Consider the following 20,146-nt stretch of genomic DNA (forward strand, 5'->3'; position numbering starts at 1 on the left):
CTTGACGTGTATGCGACGCTGATGCGGCTGTTGTTGAGGACGGGGAGGGGTCGCGGGTGGCCGCGATGCAACTGACACGGATGCACCGAATACTGGCCGGGGTGGTCGTCACCGGGGCGGTGGTGATCGCGGCGATCGGCTTCGCCGGTTCCTACGCCGCGGTGCGCGATCTCGCCCTCGACAAGGGCTTCGGCAAGTTCGCCAATGTCTTCCCGATCGGTATCGACGCGGGGATCGTGGTCCTGCTCGCGCTGGATCTGCTGCTCACCTGGATCCGCATCCCCTTCCCGCTGCTGCGCCAGACCGCCTGGCTGCTGACCGCGGCCACCATCGCCTTCAACGGCGCGGCCGCCTGGCCGGACCCGGTCGGCGTCGGCATGCACGGCGTGATCCCGATCCTGTTCGTCGTCTCCGTCGAGGCCGCCCGGCACGCGGTCGGCCGGATCGCCGACATCACCGCCGACCGGCACATGGAGTCGGTCCGCATCGCCCGCTGGCTGCTCGCGCCGGTGCCCACCTTCCGGCTGTGGCGCCGGATGAAGCTGTGGGAGCTGCGCAGCTACGAGGAGGTCATCAGGCTGGAGCAGGACCGGCTGGTCTACCAGGCCCGGCTGCGCGCCCGCTACGGGCGGTCCTGGCGCCGTAAGGCGCCCGTGGAGTCGCTGATGCCGCTGCGGCTGGCGCGGTACGGGGTGCCGCTGGCGGACACCGCCCCGGCGGGGCTCGCGGCGGCCGGTCTGGACCCGTCCACGGTGTCGGCGACCGCGCTCCCCCCGGGCCGGTCGGCCGCGGCGGACGAGAAGGGGCCCCGGAACGCGTCCCTGGAGGCCCAGCCGGGCCCGTACGGCGCGCCGGGGGCCGCGGTGGACCTGGGCCCGCACCAGCACCCCCAGCAGCCCCAGACGCAGGAGCTGCCGCTCTCGCTGCCCCTGCCGGTGTACCAGCAGCCCGCCGGGCAGGGCCATGACGGCCGGAACGCGGTGCCCTTCGACCCGGCGGCCGCCCACCCCTCGCCGGTCGAGCAGCAGCCCCAGCAGCTCCAGCACCCGCAGCAGGCACAACAGCTCCAGCACCCGCAGCAGGCACAGCAGCCGCAGCAGTTCCAGCCGCAGGACCAGCAGGTCCCGGGCCAGGCGCCACAGCCCGAGCAGCAGCCGCAGCAGTTCCAGCAGCCCCAGCCCCAGCAGCCGCAGCTGACCGTGCCGGTCGGGCCCGGCGGCCGGGTGCGGCCGCTAGGCGGTGAGGGCGTGGGGAGCCATCAGGGCGTCTACGTACCGGAGCAGCGCGAGCCCGAGCGGTTCGCCTACGAGGAGCCGCAGCCGGAGCAGCAGCTGAACCAGCTGCCGGACGACGTGCCGCGCGAGGAGGTCTACTACGCGACCTTCCGCCAGTTCCTCGCCGACCACAGCAAGTACCCCTCCGCGTACCAGTTCGGGCAGCGGCTGCGGGAGACCTACGGCGTGAACGACCTCAGCAACAGCGAGCTGGCGGGGTACGTCGAGGACTTCAAGGAGCGCGTCCGCCTGGAGCGCGAGGCCATCCCGTAGTCGCCCCCCGGCCGCCCTTTGGCCGTCCCGCGGAGCCGGAACGCCGGGCGGCGGCCGTAAGGCCATCCGCCCGGCGCCCGGGAGTCGCGGAGGTCAGGCCGCGAGCAGCTTGCGCACCCGGTCAGCCCCGACCGCCAGCAGCAGCGTGGGCAGCCGCGGGCCGGTGTCCCGACCGACCAGCAGGGTGTAGAGCAGCGCGAAGAACGACCGCTGGGCGACCTTCAGCTCCGGCGTCGGCTTGGCCTCCGGCGACAGCCCCGCCTGGATCTTGGGCACCCCGTAGACCAGCGTGGTGAGGCCGTCCAGCGACCAGTGGTCGTCCAGGCCGTCGAGCAGCAGCCGCAGCGACTCCCGCTCGGTGTCGCCCAGCGCGGCCAGCCGCTCCGTGTCCGGCTCGTCCCGGACCCGGGTGCGCTGATCGGCCGGGACCTGGGTGGTGATCCAGCGCTCGGCCTTGTCGAGCCGGGGCCGGGTCTCCTCCAGGGACTTCACCGGGTTGTCGGGGTCGAGCTCGCCGAGGATGCGCAGCGTCTGCTCGTCATGGCCGGTGGTGATGTCCACCACCGAGGCCAGCGTGCGGTACGGCAGCGGGCGCGGGGTGCTGGGCAGCTCGCCCGTGGCGGTCCGGGTCGCGCGGCGGTACGCGGCCGCGTCCGCGGGCTGGGCCGTGGACTCGGTGATCTTCCGCTCCAGCGCGTCCCACTCGTCGTAGGTCCGCTGGATCTCCTGATCGAAGGCGATCTTGAAGGACTGGTTGGGCCGGCGCCGGGCGTACAGCCAGCGCAGCAGCGGCGCCTCCATGATCTCCAGCGCGTCGGCCGGGGTGGGCACCCCGCCCTTGGACGAGGACATCTTGGCCATGCCGCTGATGCCCACGAACGCGTACATCGGGCCGATGGGCTGCTCCGCGCCGAAGACCTCGCGGACGATCTGGCCGCCGACCACGTAGGACGAGCCCGGCGAGGAGTGGTCGACGCCCGAGGGCTCGAAGACCACGCCCTCGTACGCCCAGCGCATCGGCCAGTCGACCTTCCAGACCAGCTTGCCGCGGTTGTGCTCGCTCAGGCGGACGGTCTCGCCGTGGCCGCACGCGCAGGTGTACGCCAGCTCGGTGGTCTCGTCGTCGTACGAGGTCACCGTGGTCACATCGCGCTCGCAGACCGAGCAGTACGGCTTGTACGGGTAGTAACCCGCCGCGCCCGCGCTGCCGTCGTCCTCGGCGGCCGCGCCCGAGCCCTCGGCGGCGGCCAGCTCGGCCTCGTCCACCGGCTTCTGCTGCTGCTTGGGCTTCTTGGCGCCGGGCTTGTCCTTGGTGCGGTACCGGTCCAGGACGGCGTCGATCTCCCGGCGGTGGCGCATCGCGTGCAGGATCTGCTCCCGGTACGCCCCCGAGGTGTACATCTCGGTCTGGCTGATGGGGTGGAACTCGATGCCCATCTCCCGCAGCGCCTCGGCCATCGGCGCCTTGAAGTGCTCCGCCCAGTTCGGATACGGGGAGCCGGGCGGGGCCGGGACCGAGGTGAGCGGCTTGCCGATGTGCTCGGACCAGGAGGGGTCGATCCCGGCCGGGACCTTGCGGTACCGGTCGTAGTCGTCCCAGGACAGGATGTGAACGCATTCGTGGCCCCGGCGCCGGATCTCGTCGGCGACCAGGTGCGGGGTCATGACCTCGCGCAGATTGCCGAGGTGGATCGGGCCGGACGGGCTGAGGCCCGAGGCGACGACGACAGGTTTGCCCGGGGCGCGGCGCTCCGCCTCGGCAATGACCTCGTCGGCGAATCGGGAGACCCAGTCGGTCTCGGTGCTCTGAGCCACGGTCGGCACTTCCTTCCTAGCGGTCATGGCACCGCCCATTGTCCCAGACGGAACAGACCCCTCCGGATTCACCCACAGGGCCCGCCGGGCGGGCCCGGGTTGTCCACAGGCCGGGGAAATCGTTGGACCCGCCGTGAAATACTGGGTTGCCCATACCACCACTATCGGAATGGCACCTCATCCATGGCATCGGTCCTTTCCCTCGCCGCTACGGTCCATCAGCGCGTCGCGGACGCCCTCTCGGCTGCCCTGCCGGAGGCCGGCTCCGCGGACCCGCTGCTGCGACGAAGCGACCGGGCCGACTTCCAGGCCAACGGGATGCTGGCGCTGGCCAAGCAGCTCAAGGGAAACCCCCGTGAGCTGGCCGCCAAGGTCGTGGCGCACCTTCCGGTCGCCGCCACCTCGGCCGACCCCGATCCGGTGATCGCCGACATCGAGGTCTCCGGCCCCGGCTTCCTCAACATCACGATCGCCGACTCCGCGATCACCGCGACGCTCGCCGCCCGCGCCGCCGACGACCGCCTCGGCGTGCCGTACGCGCGGGAGCCCGGCACCACCGTGATCGACTACGCCCAGCCCAATGTGGCCAAGGAGATGCACGTCGGCCATCTGCGCTCGGCGGTGATCGGCGACGCGGTGGTGCGGATCCTGGAGTTCGCGGGCGAGACGGTGATCCGCCGCCACCACATCGGCGACTGGGGCACCCAGTTCGGCATGCTCATCCAGTATCTGATCGAGCACCCGCACGAGCTGGACCACAAGGACGCCTCCTCCGGCGAGGAGGCCATGTCCAACCTCAACCGGCTCTACAAGGCCGCGCGGGCGCTCTTCGACTCCGACGCGGAGTTCAAGGAGCGGTCCCGGCGCCGGGTGGTGGATCTCCAGGCGGGCGACGAGGAGACCATCGCCCTGTGGCGGAAGTTCGTGGACGAGTCGAAGATCTACTTCTACTCGGTCTTCGACAAGCTGGACATCGAGATCCACGACCCCGACGTGGTCGGCGAGTCGGGTTACAACGACATGCTGGCCGAGACCTGCCGGCTGCTGGAGGAGTCCGGTGTCGCCGTGCGCTCCGAGGGTGCGCTGTGCGTCTTCTTCGACGACATCAAGGGCCCCGAGGGCAATCCGGTGCCGCTGATCGTGAGGAAGTCCGACGGTGGCTTCGGCTACGCGGCCACCGACCTCTCCGCGATCCGCGACCGGGTGCAGCACCTGAAGGCCGACACCCTGCTGTATGTGGTGGACGCCCGGCAGTCGCTGCACTTCAAGATGGTCTTCGAGACCGCCCGCCGGATCGGCTGGCTCAATGACCAGGTGCACGCCGTGCAGCTCGCCTTCGGCACCGTCCTGGGCAAGGACGGCAAGCCGTTCAAGACCCGCGCGGGCGAGACGGTGCGGCTGGAGGACCTGCTGGACGAGGCCACCGAGCGGGCCGCGGCCGTGGTCCGGGAGAAGAGCGAGAAGCTCGGCCTCACCGAGGAGGAGATCCTCGAGCGCGGCGCCCAGGTCGGGGTCGGCGCGGTGAAGTACGCGGACCTGTCCACCTCCGCCTCGCGGGACTACAAGTTCGACCTCGACCAGATGGTCTCGCTCAACGGGGACACCTCGGTCTACCTCCAGTACGCGTACGCCCGGATCCAGTCGATCCTGCGCCGCGCCGCGGAGGACCAGCGGCCGCTGGCCCACCCGGAGCTTCCGCTGGCCCCGGCCGAGCGGGCGCTGGGCCTGCACCTCGACCAGTTCGGGGAGACGCTGCGCGAGGTGGCCGCCGGATACGAGCCGCACAAGCTGGCCGGGTATCTCTACCAGCTGGCCTCGCTCTACACGACCTTCTACGACCAGTGCCCGGTGCTGAAGGCGGAGGGCGGCCCGGCCCAGGTGGAGAACCGCCTCTTCCTGTGCGACATCACGGCGCGCACGCTGGGGCAGGGCATGTCCCTGCTGGGCATCCGCACCCCCGAGCGCCTCTGAGTGACCGCGTGTGCGGAGCCCCGCCCCGGCTTCCCGGGGCGGGGCTCCGCACGTTCCTCACCGGCAGAGCACATCGCGCTTCGGCCGCTCACCGGTCAGCAGGAACTCCGTCACCCTCCGGTCCGCGCAGGCGCTGCCGTTCTCCACATACGCCGCGCCATGCCCCATCGCGTCCACACTGACCATCCGGGCCCGGTCCCCATATGCCCGCCGGAGGCCCCGCGCCCCGCTGTACGGGGTGGCCACATCGCGCTTGTTCTGCACCAGCAGGACGTTCGACGGCCCCTGGTCCGTGATCCGCACCGGCTTGTCCCGCGGCTCGTCATGCCAGAACGCGCACGGCGTGACGTTCACCGGCATGCCCGCGGTGAGCGGGTGGCTCTTGCGGCTGGCGGCGACGTCCCGCGCGTAACCGGGCAGGGAGGTCGGCCAGTCCACGTCGTTGCAGATGGTCGCGAGGGACACGGCCGCGGCGTCCTGCGGGGGGTCGGCCGGTGGATCGGCGGGCACCTTGCCCGCGTCCGCGTCGACGATCAGCCGGGCCAGGCTCTCGAAGTCGTCCCGGGAGTACAGGGCGTCCAGCATGGACTGGCGCAGCGCGTTGCCGTTCAGCTCGGGCGGGTTGGCGCCGGGCCACGGCAGCGGCTTCGCGTCCAGCCGGGCGGCGAGCTCCAGGACCCGCCGCCGCACCCCGTCGGGGGTCTCGGCGAGCCGGACGGGGCTGTCGGGCGCGGAGGCCCACGCGGCGAAGTCGGGGAAGGTGTCCTCGACGCCGACCGCGTAGTTGGCCAGCCAGCCGCGCTCCACCCGCTCCGGGTTCGGGTCGTCATTGCTGTCCAGCACCCAGCGGTCGGTGTGCTCGGGGAACAGCTGCGCGTAGACGGAGCCCACGTACGTCCCGTACGAGACGCCCCACGCGGACAGCTTCCGCTCGCCGAGCGCCCGGCGGACGCTGTCGATGTCCCGCGCCTCGTTGACGGTGCTGATGGTGCGCAGCAGTTCGCCGCCGTTGCGGGCGCAGGTGTCGGCGATACGGCGGCCGGTGGTGACGTTCCGCGTGATGTCCCCGCCGGGGGCGGGCCAGGGGCGGGAGGCGAGCAGCGAGAGATCGGCGGGGTTCAGATCGCATCCGGTGTGCGTGGACTGCCCCAGACCGCGCGGGTCGAAGCTGACGACGTCGTACGCGTCCCGCACCGACTTCGGCAGCCGCTTGCCGAGCGTGCTGGGCCGATTCAGCCCGGGCGATCCGGGGCCGCCCGGGATCAGCAGCAGGGCGCCCCGGCGGGCCTGCGGCCGCTCGCTGGGGATGCGGGAGACGGCGAGGGAGATCCGCTTGCCGCCTGGATCGCGGTAGTCCAGCGGCACCTTGAGCGTGGCGCATTCCTGACGGGGGTCGAGCCCGGTGCCCTCGCAGGCGCCCCAGTCGAGCGCGGCGGCCCGGTCAGCCGGCGGGTCCGGGGTCGCGTTCGCGGACGCGACCCCGAGGAGGGAGGCGGTGGCGGCGGTGGCGAGGGCCAGTGCGGCGGTTCTGCCGGTCATCGGTCTCATGTGCGCAAGCCTTGTCGAACCGGCCCTCCCGTCCCATCCGGGCAACCGGCCGACCCGCTCGGGGGAAAACCCCCGGGGCGACGGCCATGAGTGCCCCCGCGCACGTAGCATTCGGGACACATTTCCCGGACCGGGACAACCTCTCACCGCCCCGGCCCGTCCAACCCCGTGAATCACCTGTCATCGACGGACAACGGACCATTGGGGGCTTGACCATGCGACGGTGGGGGACCGCACTCGCGGCGACGGCGCTCGCGGGCGGCGCGCTGGCGGCGACGGCGGGGACGGCCGGGGCCGTCACGCCGACCGCGGCCAAGGCGGCGACGACCTGCGAGACCGGCTGGGGCAGCGGCGAGAAGACGGCCCGGCCGGCGGGACACGCACCGCTGGGGAACATCAGGACGGGCCGGCACGCGTGCTACGACCGCATCGTGTTCGACGTGAAGGGGGCCACGGCCGCCGATCGCGTCGGCTACCGCGTGGGGTATGTGAACACGCTGTACCAGGACGGCTCGGGCGAGGAGATCCCGGTCCGCGGCGGCGCGATCCTGGACATCCATGTGTCCGCGCCGAGCTACGACCCGGGCAGCGGCGCCGAATCGTACCCGGGGCGGGCACGCAAGCCGCTGCCGGGCGTGGACATCTCCGGCTACCAGACCTTCCGGGACACCCGCTTCGGCGCCAGCTTCGAGGGTGAGACCCAGGTCGGCCTCGGGGTGCGCGCACGGCTGCCGTTCCGGGTCCTCCAGACCGACGGACATGTCGTGGTGGACGTGGCGCACTCCTGGAACGCGGTGCGCTGAGCACCGCGCCGGGGCCAGGACAAGGGCCTGCCCCGCGACCCGATGGGTTCGCGGGGCAGGCCCCTTGCCGTGCCACGGGCGTCGGCTACCTGCTGAAGCCGTAGTCCATCAGCTTCTTCGCGTCCTTCGTGCGATTGTCCACCGAGGTGGAGGCGAGGACGGTGCCGATCATCGTCTTCCCGCTCCGGGTGGCGGCGAAGACCAGGCAGTACTTGGCCTCCGGCCCCGAGCCGGTCTTGACGCCGATGGTGCCCGAGTAGCTGCCCAGCAGGTTGTTGGTGTTGGTCCACGACATGTAGCGGTAGCCGCCGTTCTTCGTGGTCACCTTCTGCTTGGTCGACTTCGTCTTCACGACCGAGCGGAACGTGGAGTACTTCATCGCGCTGCTGGCCAGCTTGGTCAGATCGCGCGGCGTCGAGTAGTTGGCGCCGTGCCCGATGCCGTCGAACGAGTCGAAGTGGGTGTTCGTCAGCCCGAGCGACTTGGCGGTGGTGTTCATCTTGCCGATGAACGACTTCACCCGCGCGGCCCGGGTGGAACCGGTGCCGAACTTGTCCGCCAGCGCGTACGCCGCGTCACAGCCGGACGGCAGCATCAGCCCGTACAGCAGCTGGCGGACGGTGACCTTGTCGCCGACGATCAGCTTGGCCGAGGAGGCCCAGTTGTTGTCGACGATGTAGTCGCTGTACGCCTTCTGGACCGTGACCTTGGCGTCCAGGTTGAGGTTCGACTGCGCGAGCACCACCCGGGCGGTCATGATCTTGGTGGTGGAGCCGGTGGAAAGACGGGTGTCCGCGGCCTTGGTGAACAGGCTCTTCCCCGTGGCGTTGTTCATCACGAACCCGCCCTTGGCGGCGATCGTGGGACTTGCGGTCGTCGCGGCCTGCGCGGAGGCGGTGAACGCCCCCGCCGTCAGCACGGCTCCAGCGGTGATCGTGACCGCGGATACACGACGTAGACCCTTCATGCCGGTTTTCAACGTGAATATCTCCAAATGCCCCTGGCCTGCGGCCGCATCACAGGGCCGCTCCCTGGTCAGACGTCCGAGAGGACCCGATGGATGTGCCCTCTGCCGAGATTTCCTGGAAATTCCCCCGGGTGGCGCGCCCCGGGCGCCGGGGCGCGCGCCTGCGCGCCGGGGGCGTCAGGCCAGGTAGTGGATCGTGCCGTGCAGTGCGGGCTCGACGCCCTCACAGTGCTGGATGAACGTGGCCGCGAGCGCGTCGATGTCGCCCGCCGCGTCGTGCGAGAGCTCGGTGATGGTGAACTCGCCGCGGCTCGCGTTGCAGGCGCCGCCCGGTCCGGAGACGTCCAGCGCCGCGGTGCCGTCCAGGCCCAGGCGCGTGGTCTGGTAGGTCCTGCCGACCTCGACCGCCTCGCCGCCCGGCGCGGCCATCGTCACCGACCAGTTCTGGCGCTTCCCGGAGACGCCGACGTCGATATGGCCGACGCCGGTGCCCGCGAGGGTGAACAGGCTGGTGGAGCCGGTGTGGACGTCGGACCGGCCGCCGCCCAGCGGATCGCCCTCGTCGCTGGTGTAGCCGTACGACAGCGGATGGGCGTTGATCTTCACAGTGCCGTTGAGCGCGGGGGCGGCTTCCTGGCAGCGCTGGGTGAAGGTGGCATCCAGCATCGTGACCGCGCCGGAGGCGTCCGTCTCGATCTGGTCGATGGCGAACTGCCCGTAGACCTCGTTGCAGCCGCGCCCGAGGCCCGAGACATCCAGCCCGGGGGCGCGGCCGGTGCGGGATCCGGCGCGCTCGGCTTCGCGGTAGACGCCCGGGTGCAGGGTCTCGCCCTTCGGCGCGGCGAGTTCGATGGTCCAGGACCGCAGGGCGCCGGTGGAGACCTGGACGGTGAGGTACTCGGCGGTGCCGACGGCCTTGAGGGTGTCGGTGGGCGCGGCGTACGACCCCGTCTCACCCCGGCCGACCCAGTCGCCGCGCTCGCTGGTGTACGTGAAGGAGGTCACGGCCCCTACGGCGGTTTCCGGGGCCGCGTGGGCCGGGGCGGCGACCGCCCCGAGGAGTCCCGTCACCGCGATCAGGCCGGTGGCGGCGGACGAGACGATACGTCTCCACCTGGTGCGTGAGCGCACGAGCATTGCCTCTCTGCTGAGGAACGCGAAGGGAGCGAACGGCCTCAACCTAGCGCGCGGGTACGACAGTTGGCGGTCACCGCAGTTGGGAGCCGACCGCCACCGGGTCGAAGAGGGCGTCCGCGACCATATGGGCCGCGCCGGTGACGCCCGCGCGGGTGGCCGGCGGGGAGAGGACCACCCGCAGGTCCCGCGGGGCCAGGGGCAGCGACCGGCGGTGGGTGACCTCCCGGATACCGGCGACAGGTGCTCCTGGGCATGGGCGGCGGTCTGAGGACCCCGCCCCGTCTCCCCCGTCCCGTAAGATCCCCGGACCCGCCGAAAGTGCCCGCTTATGACTTCCCAGCAGCTCCTTGAGCGCGCCCAGCGCCTGGCCGACGCAGGCGGCCGCCGTCTGCTCGGCATCGCCGGACCACCCGGGGCCGGCAAGACCACCCTCGCCGAGCACCTGGTCGACGCCCTCGGCACCGACCGGGCCGTCCTGGTGCCCATGGACGGCTTCCACCTCGCCGACGCCGAGCTGCGCCGACTCGGCCTCATCGGCCGCAAGGGCGCCCCGGAGACCTTCGATCCGTACGGCTACACCGCGCTGCTGCGGCGGCTGCGGGCGCCGCGCGCCGAGGAGGTCGTCTACGCGCCGGGGTTCGACCGCGAGCTCGAGCAGCCGATCGCGGGCACCATCCCGGTGGAGCCGGAGATCCCGCTGGTGATCACCGAGGGCAACTACCTGCTCCTCGGTGAGGCGCCCTGGCTCCCGGTGCGCGAGCTGCTGGACGAGACCTGGTGGGTCGACCTGGACACCGAGGAGCGGGTGCGCCGGCTGATCGAGCGCCATGAGCGGTTCGGCAAGCCGCACGACGAGGCCGAGCGGTTCGTCCTCACCTCCGACGAGGCCAACGCCCGGCTGGTGGCCCCCGGGCGGGCGGCCGCCGACTTCGTGGTCAGGGGCCGATGATGACCGGCGCGCTCAGCCTCGGGGCCGTCGACCGGTTCCTGCTCACCGTCTACTTCGGCGCGATCACCGCCATCGGCGTCACGACCAGGCGGGCCGTCCACACCACCGGTGACTTCTTCCTCGCCGGGCGCTCCATGCCCGCCTGGATCACGGGCCTGGCCTTCATATCCGCCAACCTCGGCGCCCTGGAGATCATCGGCGGCGCGGCCAACGGCGCCCAGTACGGGGCCGCCGCGGTGCACTTCTACTGGCTGGGCGCGATCCCCGCGATGGTCCTCCCGGCGTCGTGATGACGCCGTTCCCCTACTCGACGCGGGTCCATGTCAGGGGTGGGCGCCGCATCGCCCCGGCGGCGATTCACCTTTCCCTGCCCTGCCCCTGCCCCTGCCCCTGCCCCGCAGGAGGGCTAGCCCCGAGCGACCTCGGCGGTGTGCGCGGGGGTGTAGCGCTCGCCCATCACCTGGTCGCTCAGCGGATCCAGTGCGGCCAGCGCCTCGGCGTCCAGGGTGAGCTCCAGCGCGGCCGCGTTCTGCTCCAGCCGGGCAGGGCTGCGGGTGCCCGGAATGGTCGCCACCGCCACCCCGAGCCGCTCGGCCTGGGCGTACACCCAGGCCAGCGCCACCTGGGCCGGGGTGGCACCCAGCCGGTCGGCCACCTCGCGCACGGTCCGCGCGATCTTCTCGTTGGCCGCGCCCGCCTCGCCGGCGAAGCGGGGGTTGGTGCGCCGGAAGTCCTTCTCGCCCAGTGTGGAGCGGTCCAGGGTGCCGGTCAGGAACCCCCGTCCCAGCGGCGAGTACGGCACCAGCCCGACCCCCAGCTCGGCCATCACCGGGGTGACCGCCTCGACCTCGCGGGTCCACAGCGAGTACTCGCTCTGCACCGCGGCGATCGGGTGCACCGCGTGCGCCCGGCGCAGCAGCTCGCCGTCGACCTCGGACAGGCCCAGATGGCGGACCTTGCCCGCCTCGACCAGCTCGGCCATCGCCCCGACGGTCTCCTCGATCTCCACGTCCTGGGGCGGGCGGTGGGCGTAGTACAGGTCGATCACCTCGACGCCCAGCCGCAGCAGCGAGGCGTCGCAGGAGCGCAGCACGTAGTCCCGGGCACCGCGGATGCGGCGTGCCCGGTCGCCGGCGCTGCGGTCGATGCCGAACTTGGTGGCCAGCTGCACCTGGTCCCGGCGGCCGTGGATGGCCCGGCCCACCAGCACCTCGTTGTGCCCGGTGCCGTAGGCGTCGGCGGTGTCCAGGAACGTGATGCCCAGCTCCAGGGCCCGGTCGATGGTGGCCAGGCCGCCGTCCCAGTCGGCGGCGCCATAGCTCTCGCTCATCCCCATGCACCCCAGGCCCATCGCGCTGACGGTGAGACCGGGCGAGCCGAGCGTGGTTCGGGTGATCATGCGCGGATACTCCTCCTGCCCGGCGGACCGGGCGGTACCTTGAGCACTGACGAACGCCACCGAAGCTAGGACTTGGAGCGCGCTCGAAGTCAAGCCGGAGGGCCGGCCCCCGCCGGCGGGTCAGGCGCGGCGGGAGCGGGTGGGGGGAAGCGGTCCACCGGCGGCAGGCCGCCACCCCCGCGCCCGGGAAGCTGCCATACGCCGACACCTGGTCATCGGACAGGAACCCAACCGGCAGCGCATCTCTGCTGCGGCAACCCGCCCACCGCGACGGGCCGCATGCGCCTGGTGCGCATGCGGCCCGTACGGCGTGTGTGAAGACCTACTCCCCGCGGTTCAGCCGCTGGGCCACCTCGGTCGCCCAGTATGTGAGGATCATCCCCGCGCCCGCGCGCCGGACCGAGGTCAGCGTCTCCATGATGGCGCGGTCGCGGTCGATCCAGCCGTTGGCCGCGGCCGCCTCGACCATCGCGTACTCACCGGAGATCTGGTACGCGGCCACCGGCACGTCCACGGCGTCGGCGATCCGGCTCAGGATGTCCAGGTACGGCAGGGCCGGCTTGACCATGACCATGTCCGCGCCCTCGGCCAGGTCCAGTTCCAGCTCGCGCAGCGACTCACGGGCGTTGGGCGGGTCCTGCTGGTACGTCTTGCGGTCGCCTTTCAGCGAGGAGCCCACCGCCTCGCGGAACGGGCCGTAGAAGGCGGAGGCGTACTTGGCGGTGTAGGCGAGGATCGAGACGTCCTGGTGCCCGGCGCCGTCCAGCGCCTCGCGGACCACCCGGACCTGCCCGTCCATCATCCCGCTGGGGCCCACCGTGTGGACGCCCGCGTCGGCCTGGGCGCGGGCCATCTCCGCGTACCGCTCCAGCGTGGCGTCGTTGTCGATCCGGCCCTCGGCGTCCAGGACGCCGCAGTGGCCGTGGTCGGTGTGCTCGTCCAGACAGAGGTCGGACATGATCACGAGGTCGTCGCCGACCTCGGCGCGCACATCGCGGATCGCCACCTGGAGGATCCCGTCCGGGTCGGTGCCCGGGGTGCCGACCGCGTCCTTCTTGGACTCCTCCGGCACCCCGAAGAGCATGATCCCGCCGAGCCCCGCGGCGACCGCCTCGGCCGCCGCCTTCCGCAGGGTGTCCCGGGTGTGCTGGACCACGCCCGGCATCGACTGGAGCGGCACCGGCTCGGTCACGCCCTCGCGGACGAACGCGGGCAGGATCAGCTCGGCCGGGTGCAGCCGGGTCTCCGCGACCATGCGCCGCATCGCGGGCGTGGTGCGCAGCCGGCGCGGCCGGGTACCGGGGAAGCTGCCGTACGAGATGCTCAAGAGCGTGCCCTCCTTCGCGAACCGGGCCGTCGCTCGCTCGGGCGGGTGACCGGCTCCCCGGCCTCGAGCGCGGCCTGCCGCCGCGCCGCCCCGAAGTCCGCGAGCGCCTCGGCCAGCTTGAGCACCGAGGGCTCGGGCGACAGCACGTCCACCCGCAGTCCGTGCTCCTCCGCGGTCTTCGCGGTGGCCGGGCCGATACAGGCGATGACAGTGACATTGTGCGGCTTGCCCGCGATGCCGACGAGGTTCCGCACGGTGGACGACGAGGTGAAGAGCACCGCGTCGAACCCGCCGCCCTTGATGGCCTCACGGGTCTCGGCCGGTGGCGGCGAGGCGCGCACGGTGCGGTACGCGGTCACGTCGTCGACCTCCCAGCCCAGCTCGATCAGCCCGGCGACCAGGGTCTCGGTGGCGATGTCGGCACGCGGCAGGAACACCCGGTCGATCGGGTCGAAGACCGGGTCGTACGGCGGCCAGTCCTCCAGCAGCCCGGCCGCGGACTGCTCACCGCTGGGCACCAGATCCGGCTTCACCCCGAACTCGATCAGCGACCTGGCGGTCTGCTCGCCCACCGCCGCGACCTTGATCCCGGCGAACGCGCGGGCGTCGAGCCCGTACTCCTCGAACTTCTCGCGCACCGCCTTGACCGCGTTGACCGAAGTGAACGCGATCCACTCATAGCGCCCGGTGACCAGGCCCTTGACCGCGCGCTCCATCTGCTGCGGGGTGCGCGGCGGCTCCACCGCGATGGTCGGCACCTCGCTGGGCACCGCGCCGTAGCCGCGCAGCTGATCGGAGAGCGAGGCGGCCTGCTCCTTGGTGCGCGGCACCAGGACCTTCCAGCCGAACAGCGGCTTGGACTCGAACCATGACAGCTGATCGCGCCGACCGGCCGCGCTCTGCTCGCCGACCACGGCTATCACCGGCTGGGCGCCCTGCGGCGACGGCAGTACCTTCGCCGCCTTCAGCACCTGGGCGATGGTCCCGAGCGTCGCGGTCCAGGTCCGCTGGCGGGTGGTGGTGCCCGCGACGGTGACGGTGAGCGGGGTGTCCGGCTTGCGGCCCGCGGCCACCAGCTCGCCCGCGGCGGCGGCCACCGTCTCCAGGGTCGCGGAGACCACGGCGGTCGCGTCGGACGAGCCGATCTCGCTCCAGCAGCGCTCGTCGGCGCTCAGGGCGTCCACGAAGCGCACATCCGCGCTGTGGGAGTCCCGCAGCGGCACCCCCGCGTAGGCGGGCACGCCCACCGCGGCGGCCACACCGGGCACCACCTCGAAGACGATGCCCTCGGCCGCGCAGGCGAGCATCTCGTCGGCGGCGTATCCGTCGAGGCCGGGGTCGCCCGCGACCGCGCGCACGACCCGCTTGCCGCCGCGCGCGGCCGTCATGACAAGATTGGTGCTGTCCCTGAGTACGGGGACGGTGGCGGTGCCTGACGACCCATCGGCGTCCGCCTGCCGCGGTGTGCCCTGAGCGTCCGCGGCCACGCCCGGCCTGACGTGCTGACGCACCACGTCGAGCACTTGAGGGTCGGCGATCAACACGTCCGCGGTGGCGAGTGCCTCCACGGCGCGCAAGGTCAGCAGGCCCGGATCTCCGGGGCCCGCACCGAGGAAGGTGACGTGTCCGCAGCCGGGGTGATTCGGGGCGGTGGGGTTCAAAGTGCTCGCTCCCCCATAAGACCGGCCGCACCCTTGGCGAGCATCTCGGCGGCGAGTACGCGACCGAGGTCCGCGGCCCCACTGGGCGATGCGGGTACGGGACCGGTGGTGGACAGCTGCACCAGCGTCGTGCCGTCGAGCGTGCCGACGACGCCGCGCAGGCGCATTTCGGTGACAGCCTGACCGTCGCCCAACAGGTCGGCCAGCGCCCCCACGGGTGCGCTGCAACCGGCCTCCAGGGCGGCGAGCAGGGATCGCTCGGCGGTCACGGCGACCCGTGTGGACGGGTCGTCGATCTCGGCGAGCCGGGCAGCGAGCGCCACGTCGGACGCGGCACACTCCACTGCCAGGGCCCCCTGGCCGGGGGCGGGCAAAACATGGTCGACATCGAGCAGCTCGGTCGCCTCGCCGATCCGTCCCAGACGGATCAGACCGGCGGCGGCGAGCACCACGGCGTCCAGCCGTCCCGAGCGGACGTAGCCGATACGGGTGCCGACATTGCCGCGTATCGGCACGGTCTCGATGTCGAGGCCGAAGGAGCGGGCCCACGCGTTCAGCTGGGCCGCGCGGCGCGGGGATCCGGTGCCTATCCGGGACCCCGGCGGCAGCTGGGCGAAGGTGAGCCCGTCCCGGGCGATCAGCGCGTCCCGCGGGTCCTCGCGGCGCGGGACCGCGGCCAGCGTCAGCCCGTCCGGCTCCGCGGTGGGAAGGTCCTTCAGCGAGTGCACGGCCAGGTCGATCTCGCCCCGGAGCAGCGCCTCGCGCAGCGCCGAGACGAAGACGCCGGCGCCGCCGATCTGGGCGAGGTGCTCCCGCGAGGTGTCGCCGAACGTGGTGATCTCGACGAGCTCGACGGAGCGCCCGGTGACCTCGCCGACCAGGTCCGCGACCAGGCCGGACTGGGCCATGGCGAGCGCGCTGCGGCGGGTGCCAAGGCGCAGCGGCGGAGCGCCGCCGGAGGCGGCGGGTGAGGGGGTGCGGTTCATGCCCGGCCTCCCTTCGGGTCGTTCGGTTCCGCGGTGCGCGCCGAGCCGTCGGCGCGGCTGACGGCGGCGACCGCCTGCGGGTCGAGGTCGAAGAGCTCCCGCAGCGCGTCCGCGTAACCGGCGCCGCCCGGAGTGCTCGCGAGCTGCTTGACCCGCACGGTGGGCGCGTGCAGCAGCTTGTCGACGACCCGGCGCACGGTCTGCGTGATCTCGGCCCGCTGCTTGTCGTCCAGATCGGGAAGTCGCCCGTCGAGGCGGGCGATCTCACTGGCGACGACGTCCGCCGCCATGGTACGCAGCGCGACCACCGTCGGGGTGATGTGCGCGGCACGCTGGGCCGCCCCGAAGGCGGCCACCTCCTCGGAGACGATGGTCCGCACCTTGTCCACATCGGCGGCCATCGCCCCGGCGGACGAGCCCGGCGCGCCGGACGGCTCGGCGGCCGCCTCGGCGAGGGACTCGATGTCGACCAGGTGCAGCCCCTCGATCCGGTGCGCCGCCGCGTCTATGTCGCGCGGCATCGCCAGGTCGAGCAGCGAGACGTCCGCCCCCGCAGGGTGCGCCCCGGGCGGGCAGGCCGCGCGCTGGGCGAGCGCGGTGCACAGCTCGGCGGCGGTCAGGACCAGCCCGGTCGCGCCCGTACAGGACACGACGACGTCGGCGTGCGGCAGCTCGGCGGCGACCCGGTCCCGGGGCACGGCGCGGGCCACCAGGCCCTCGCGCAACGTTTCCGCACGGGTCTCCGCGCCGGTTCCCGCACGGGTCTCCGCGCCGGTTCCCGCACCGGTCTCCGCGCCGGTTCCCGCACCGGCGGAGGCGTCCTCACCGGCGGGGACGATCGCGGCCGGGGTGGCGGCGTGCTGCTGGGCCAGCGACTCGGCGAGGCGCAGCGCCCGCTCCAACGTCCTGTTGGCGATCACCAGTTCTGACACACCGGCGCGCGCGAGCGTCGCCGCGGCCAGCGAGGACATCGAACCGGCGCCGATCACCAGCGCGCGCTTGCCCCGGGCCCACTCCGCGACCGGCGCGCCCTGGGCCAGCTGCTCCAGGCCGAAGGTGACCAGCGACTGGCCCGCCCGGTCGATCCCGGTCTCGCTGTGGGCCCGCTTGCCGACCCGCAGCGCCTGCTGGAAGAGATCGTTCAGCAGCCGCCCGGCGGTGTGCAGCTCCTGCCCCAGCGCCAGCGCGTCCTTGATCTGGCCGAGGATCTGGCCCTCGCCCACGACCATCGAGTCCAGCCCGCAGGCCACCGAGAACAGGTGGTGGACGGCCCGGTCCTCGTAGTGGACGTAGAGGTACGGGGTGAGCTCGTCCAGTCCGACGCCGGTGTGCTGGGCGAGCAGCGTGGACAGCTCGGCGACCCCGGCGTGGAACTTGTCCACGTCGGCGTAGAGCTCGATGCGGTTGCAGGTGGCCAGCACCGTGGCCTCGGTGGCGGGCTCGGCGGCGAGGGTGTCCTGCACCAGCTTCGCCTGCTCGTCCCCCACCAGGGCGGCGCGCTCCAGCACGCTCACGGGCGCGCTGCGGTGGCTCAGTCCGACGACGAGGAGACTCATGCCGGCATCACGGCGGGCACGTCCCCGTCAGGTCCTTGCCGGCCGCTGTCGGCACCGGGGGCGCCGGAGGGCGCTCGATGGGGTGCCACGGGCGGCGGTGGCACCGCCCCCGCGACCTCCTCGGGGGCGCCGACCTCCTCGCCCGCCTTGCGCTGCTCGTGGAAGGCGAGGATCTGGAGCTCGATCGAGAGATCGACCTTGCGCACGTCCACCCCGTCCGGAACGGACAGCACGGTGGGCGCGAAGTTGAGGATCGAGGTGATCCCGGCGGCCACGAGCCGGTCGCAGACCTGCTGGGCCGCGCCCGCCGGGGTGGCGATGACGCCGATCGAGACGCCGTTGTCCGTGATGATCTTCTCGAGCTCGTCGGTGTGCTGCACCGGGATGCCCGCGACCGGCTTCCCGGCCATCGCCGGGTCGGCGTCGATCAGGGCAGCGACCCGGAAGCCCCGGGAGGCGAAGCCGCCGTAGTTGGCGAGCGCGGCGCCGAGGTTACCGATGCCGACGATCACAACCGGCCAGTCCTGGGTGAGCCCGAGCTCCCGCGAGATCTGGTAGACGAGGTACTCGACGTCGTAGCCGACCCCGCGGGTGCCGTACGAACCGAGATAGGAGAAGTCCTTGCGCAGCTTGGCCGAATTGACGCCGGCCGCGGTGGCCAGCTCCTCCGAGGACACCGTGGGCACCGAGCGCTCGGAGAGAGCGGTCAGCGCACGCAGATACAGCGGTAGCCGGGCGACGGTGGCCTCGGGGATCCCTCGGCTGCGGGTCGCCGGTCGGTGAGTTCGGCCAGTTGCCACGGTGCTCCTGCGGGTAGAGCGAGGCTGTGGGCGGCCGGGTGTTCCATGACCGCCCCATCGACAGCAGGCTATGTCTTTGTGAACGCGTGCACAAAGATGGTGTCCGCTTTGTCCGTGCAAAGTGACCGGTGTCACGCGCCTTATCGAGCCAGCCGCGGAACCACTACCTGCGTCGCACCGTTCCCCGCGGGCACGCTCGCCCCGCTGGGCCGCCGACGGGAGCACAGGCCCTCACTCCTCACCTTTTTACCCCCGGACAGCAACAAAACGCCCACGATCGTAATCGACCGAGAGCCCACTTCCGAACTCGTCGCAAGCGGCCCGCCCGCGCGGGCGGGCACACTTGTGGGCATGAGCCCGTTGCTGCGCCGCACCCCGCGGAAGAAGCCCACCGAGCGCACGGTCACGCTGATCGGCAAGCCCGACTGCCATCTGTGCGAGAACGCCGAGGCCGTGGTCGAGGAGGTCTGCGGCGAGCTGGGCACCCCCTGGGAGAAGAAGGACATCACCCAGGACGAGGAGCTGTACCGCGCCTACTGGGAGCAGATCCCGGTGGTGCTGATCGACGGCGAGCAGCACGACTTCTGGCGGGTGAACCCCCAGCGGCTGCGCACCGCGCTCGGCGGCTGATGACGGCCCCCGGACCGGGACCGTTCGCCCCTTGCGCGCCTCCCTTTCGCGTAACCTGAATCGGCCCGACACCCGGGCGTAACGGGATGCGCCGGAGCGCTGGCTATGCTCGCCCCATGGCCGCACTGGGATGGTTCACCCGACGTCGACAGCCCGCCACCGAGCGGAGCGTCCTCGCCGGAGAGGCATCGGCCGAGGCCGCGCGCAAGTCGTCGGCCGAAACCCCCGCACCACAGGCCCCCGCCGAACCGGAGTTCCCCGTCGTCGGCGACGAGCGGGCCGCCGCCTTCTTCGACCTGGACAACACGGTCATGCAGGGCGCCGCGCTCTTCCACTTCGGCCGCGGCCTCTACAAGCGGCACTTCTTTCGCAAGCGCGAACTCGCCCGCTTCGCCTGGCAGCAGACCTGGTTCCGGATGGCCGGGGTCGAGGACCCGGCGCACATGGAGGACGTGCGCAGCAGCGCCCTGTCCATCGTCAAGGGCCACCGGGTCTCCGAGCTGATGTCGATCGGCGAGGAGATCTACGACGAGTACATGGCCGACCGCATCTGGCCCGGCACCCGCGCCCTCGCCCAGGCCCATCTGGACGCCGGGCAGCGGGTCTGGCTGGTGACCGCCGCACCGGTCGAGACCGCGACGATCATCGCCCGGCGGCTGGGGCTGACCGGGGCGCTGGGCACGGTGGCCGAGTCGGTGGGCGGCATCTACACCGGCCGACTGGTCGGCGAGCCGCTGCACGGCCCGGCCAAGGCCGAGGCCGTACGGGCGCTTGCGGGGGCCGAGGGGCTGGACCTGACCCGCTGCGCGGCCTACAGCGACTCCGCGAACGACATCCCGATGCTGTCGATCGTGGGCCATCCGTACGCGGTGAATCCGGACACCCGGCTGCGCAGGCACGCCCGTGAGCACGGCTGGCGGCTGCGCGACTACCGCACCGGGCGCAAAGCGGCCAAGATCGGCATCCCGGCGGCGGCCGGGGTGGGCGCGGTGGCGGGCGGCACGGCGGCCGCCGTTGCCCTGCACCGCCGGCGCCGCTGACCACCGGCGG

The 20,146-nt window shown here is 72.3% G+C and carries 17 protein-coding genes; 7 read left to right on the forward strand and 10 right to left on the reverse strand.

Annotated elements, in window-relative coordinates; translation table 11 throughout:
- Positions 1-65 precede the first annotated feature (65 nt).
- On the forward strand, positions 66-1,547 hold the full coding sequence (locus tag ABD329_RS24505; protein WP_198277782.1) for a DUF2637 domain-containing protein: 1,482 nt from the start codon (positions 66-68) through the stop codon (positions 1,545-1,547).
- Between the two features lie 93 nt (positions 1,548-1,640).
- Here ABD329_RS24505 and lysS read toward each other — a convergent pair whose 3' ends face one another.
- Positions 1,641-3,389: a lysine--tRNA ligase gene (gene lysS / locus ABD329_RS24510; RefSeq protein ID WP_198277781.1), complete on the reverse strand. Its 1,749-nt coding sequence runs from the start codon at positions 3,387-3,389 to the stop codon at positions 1,641-1,643.
- Positions 3,390-3,545: 156 nt separating this feature from the next.
- On the opposite strand from lysS, the gene argS reads away from it, so the two are divergent.
- Positions 3,546-5,333: an arginine--tRNA ligase gene (gene argS, locus ABD329_RS24515; protein ID WP_198277780.1), complete on the forward strand. Its 1,788-nt coding sequence runs from the start codon at positions 3,546-3,548 to the stop codon at positions 5,331-5,333.
- A gap of 57 nt (positions 5,334-5,390) precedes the next feature.
- Here the strand turns inward: argS and ABD329_RS24520 are convergent, their stop codons facing one another.
- The gene (locus ABD329_RS24520; protein ID WP_344316897.1) at positions 5,391-6,881 is read right to left on the reverse strand and encodes an alpha/beta hydrolase; all 1,491 of its coding nucleotides are present in this window, start codon (positions 6,879-6,881) and stop codon (positions 5,391-5,393) included.
- A 215-nt stretch (positions 6,882-7,096) separates the two neighbouring features.
- Between ABD329_RS24520 and ABD329_RS24525 the strand changes: the two genes are divergently transcribed.
- Positions 7,097-7,684 carry an AMIN-like domain-containing (lipo)protein gene (locus tag ABD329_RS24525; RefSeq protein ID WP_198278642.1) on the forward strand — a complete coding sequence of 196 codons (588 nt, stop codon included), beginning with the start codon at positions 7,097-7,099 and terminating at the stop codon, positions 7,682-7,684.
- 85 nt (positions 7,685-7,769) lie between these two features.
- Here ABD329_RS24525 and ABD329_RS24530 read toward each other — a convergent pair whose 3' ends face one another.
- Together ABD329_RS24530 and ABD329_RS24535 are read right to left on the reverse strand one after the other, a co-directional pair.
- Complete coding sequence (locus ABD329_RS24530; RefSeq protein ID WP_198278631.1) at positions 7,770-8,651, reverse strand: D-alanyl-D-alanine carboxypeptidase family protein; 882 nt, start codon at positions 8,649-8,651, stop codon at positions 7,770-7,772.
- Between the two features lie 177 nt (positions 8,652-8,828).
- Entirely contained in the window at positions 8,829-9,782 is a 954-nt protein-coding gene (locus tag ABD329_RS24535; protein WP_198278632.1) for a hypothetical protein, read from the reverse strand.
- A 334-nt stretch (positions 9,783-10,116) separates the two neighbouring features.
- On the opposite strand from ABD329_RS24535, the gene ABD329_RS24540 reads away from it, so the two are divergent.
- Both ABD329_RS24540 and ABD329_RS24545 read left to right on the forward strand, forming a co-directional pair.
- Positions 10,117-10,737: a nucleoside/nucleotide kinase family protein gene (locus ABD329_RS24540; protein ID WP_198278633.1), complete on the forward strand. Its 621-nt coding sequence runs from the start codon at positions 10,117-10,119 to the stop codon at positions 10,735-10,737.
- On the forward strand, positions 10,737-11,027 hold the full coding sequence (locus tag ABD329_RS24545) for a sodium:solute symporter family transporter (RefSeq protein ID WP_425574376.1): 291 nt from the start codon (positions 10,737-10,739) through the stop codon (positions 11,025-11,027). The genes ABD329_RS24540 and ABD329_RS24545 overlap by 1 nt, the downstream gene beginning before the upstream one ends.
- A 116-nt stretch (positions 11,028-11,143) precedes the next feature.
- Here the strand turns inward: ABD329_RS24545 and ABD329_RS24550 are convergent, their stop codons facing one another.
- The 6 genes from ABD329_RS24550 to ABD329_RS24575 all read right to left on the reverse strand — a co-directional run bounded on the left by ABD329_RS24550 (position 11,144) and on the right by ABD329_RS24575 (position 18,466).
- Positions 11,144-12,136 carry an aldo/keto reductase gene (locus ABD329_RS24550; RefSeq protein WP_198278634.1) on the reverse strand — a complete coding sequence of 331 codons (993 nt, stop codon included), beginning with the start codon at positions 12,134-12,136 and terminating at the stop codon, positions 11,144-11,146.
- A 322-nt stretch (positions 12,137-12,458) separates the two neighbouring features.
- Positions 12,459-13,463, reverse strand: coding sequence for a porphobilinogen synthase (hemB, locus tag ABD329_RS24555; protein WP_198278635.1), 1,005 nt, complete (start codon positions 13,461-13,463; stop codon positions 12,459-12,461).
- Positions 13,460-15,124, reverse strand: coding sequence for a bifunctional uroporphyrinogen-III C-methyltransferase/uroporphyrinogen-III synthase (locus tag ABD329_RS24560; protein ID WP_198278636.1), 1,665 nt, complete (start codon positions 15,122-15,124; stop codon positions 13,460-13,462). Before ABD329_RS24560 ends, hemB begins: the two co-directional genes overlap by 4 nt.
- Positions 15,121-16,110: a hydroxymethylbilane synthase gene (gene hemC / locus ABD329_RS24565; RefSeq protein ID WP_198278637.1), complete on the reverse strand. Its 990-nt coding sequence runs from the start codon at positions 16,108-16,110 to the stop codon at positions 15,121-15,123. Before hemC ends, ABD329_RS24560 begins: the two co-directional genes overlap by 4 nt.
- The gene (gene hemA, locus ABD329_RS24570; protein WP_198278638.1) at positions 16,107-17,666 is read right to left on the reverse strand and encodes a glutamyl-tRNA reductase; all 1,560 of its coding nucleotides are present in this window, start codon (positions 17,664-17,666) and stop codon (positions 16,107-16,109) included. Before hemA ends, hemC begins: the two co-directional genes overlap by 4 nt.
- A complete protein-coding gene (locus ABD329_RS24575; protein WP_198278639.1) occupies positions 17,663-18,466 on the reverse strand; it encodes a redox-sensing transcriptional repressor Rex in 804 nt (267 codons plus the stop codon). The genes hemA and ABD329_RS24575 overlap by 4 nt, the downstream gene beginning before the upstream one ends.
- 351 nt (positions 18,467-18,817) lie before the next feature.
- Here ABD329_RS24575 and ABD329_RS24580 point away from each other — a divergent pair, with 351 nt between their 5' ends.
- Both ABD329_RS24580 and ABD329_RS24585 read left to right on the forward strand, forming a co-directional pair.
- Positions 18,818-19,096 carry a glutaredoxin family protein gene (locus tag ABD329_RS24580; protein WP_198278640.1) on the forward strand — a complete coding sequence of 93 codons (279 nt, stop codon included), beginning with the start codon at positions 18,818-18,820 and terminating at the stop codon, positions 19,094-19,096.
- A 116-nt stretch (positions 19,097-19,212) separates the two neighbouring features.
- On the forward strand, positions 19,213-20,136 hold the full coding sequence (locus tag ABD329_RS24585) for an HAD family hydrolase (protein ID WP_198278641.1): 924 nt from the start codon (positions 19,213-19,215) through the stop codon (positions 20,134-20,136).
- Positions 20,137-20,146 lie beyond the last annotated feature (10 nt).

Origin of the sequence: Streptomyces javensis, from assembly GCF_039525925.1 — a bacterium.
Lineage (GTDB): Bacteria > Actinomycetota > Actinomycetes > Streptomycetales > Streptomycetaceae > Streptomyces > Streptomyces asiaticus.

What these genes read in the sequence shown, in the direction of transcription:
- hemA (WP_198278638.1), bottom strand. Translation starts at nt 17,666, where the DNA reads ATGAGTCTCCTCGTCGTCGGACTGAGCCACCGCAGCGCGCCCGTGAGC.
- ABD329_RS24550 (WP_198278634.1), bottom strand. Translation starts at nt 12,136, where the DNA reads ATGATCACCCGAACCACGCTCGGCTCGCCCGGTCTCACCGTCAGCGCG.
- hemC (WP_198278637.1), bottom strand. Translation starts at nt 16,110, where the DNA reads ATGAACCGCACCCCCTCACCCGCCGCCTCCGGCGGCGCTCCGCCGCTG.
- ABD329_RS24585 (WP_198278641.1), top strand. Translation starts at nt 19,213, where the DNA reads ATGGCCGCACTGGGATGGTTCACCCGACGTCGACAGCCCGCCACCGAG.
- ABD329_RS24525 (WP_198278642.1), top strand. Translation starts at nt 7,097, where the DNA reads ATGCGACGGTGGGGGACCGCACTCGCGGCGACGGCGCTCGCGGGCGGC.
- argS (WP_198277780.1), top strand. Translation starts at nt 3,546, where the DNA reads ATGGCATCGGTCCTTTCCCTCGCCGCTACGGTCCATCAGCGCGTCGCG.
- ABD329_RS24540 (WP_198278633.1), top strand. Translation starts at nt 10,117, where the DNA reads ATGACTTCCCAGCAGCTCCTTGAGCGCGCCCAGCGCCTGGCCGACGCA.
- ABD329_RS24580 (WP_198278640.1), top strand. Translation starts at nt 18,818, where the DNA reads ATGAGCCCGTTGCTGCGCCGCACCCCGCGGAAGAAGCCCACCGAGCGC.
- ABD329_RS24545 (WP_425574376.1), top strand. Translation starts at nt 10,737, where the DNA reads ATGACCGGCGCGCTCAGCCTCGGGGCCGTCGACCGGTTCCTGCTCACC.
- ABD329_RS24505 (WP_198277782.1), top strand. Translation starts at nt 66, where the DNA reads ATGCAACTGACACGGATGCACCGAATACTGGCCGGGGTGGTCGTCACC.
- ABD329_RS24520 (WP_344316897.1), bottom strand. Translation starts at nt 6,881, where the DNA reads ATGAGACCGATGACCGGCAGAACCGCCGCACTGGCCCTCGCCACCGCC.
- ABD329_RS24530 (WP_198278631.1), bottom strand. Translation starts at nt 8,651, where the DNA reads ATGAAGGGTCTACGTCGTGTATCCGCGGTCACGATCACCGCTGGAGCC.
- lysS (WP_198277781.1), bottom strand. Translation starts at nt 3,389, where the DNA reads ATGACCGCTAGGAAGGAAGTGCCGACCGTGGCTCAGAGCACCGAGACC.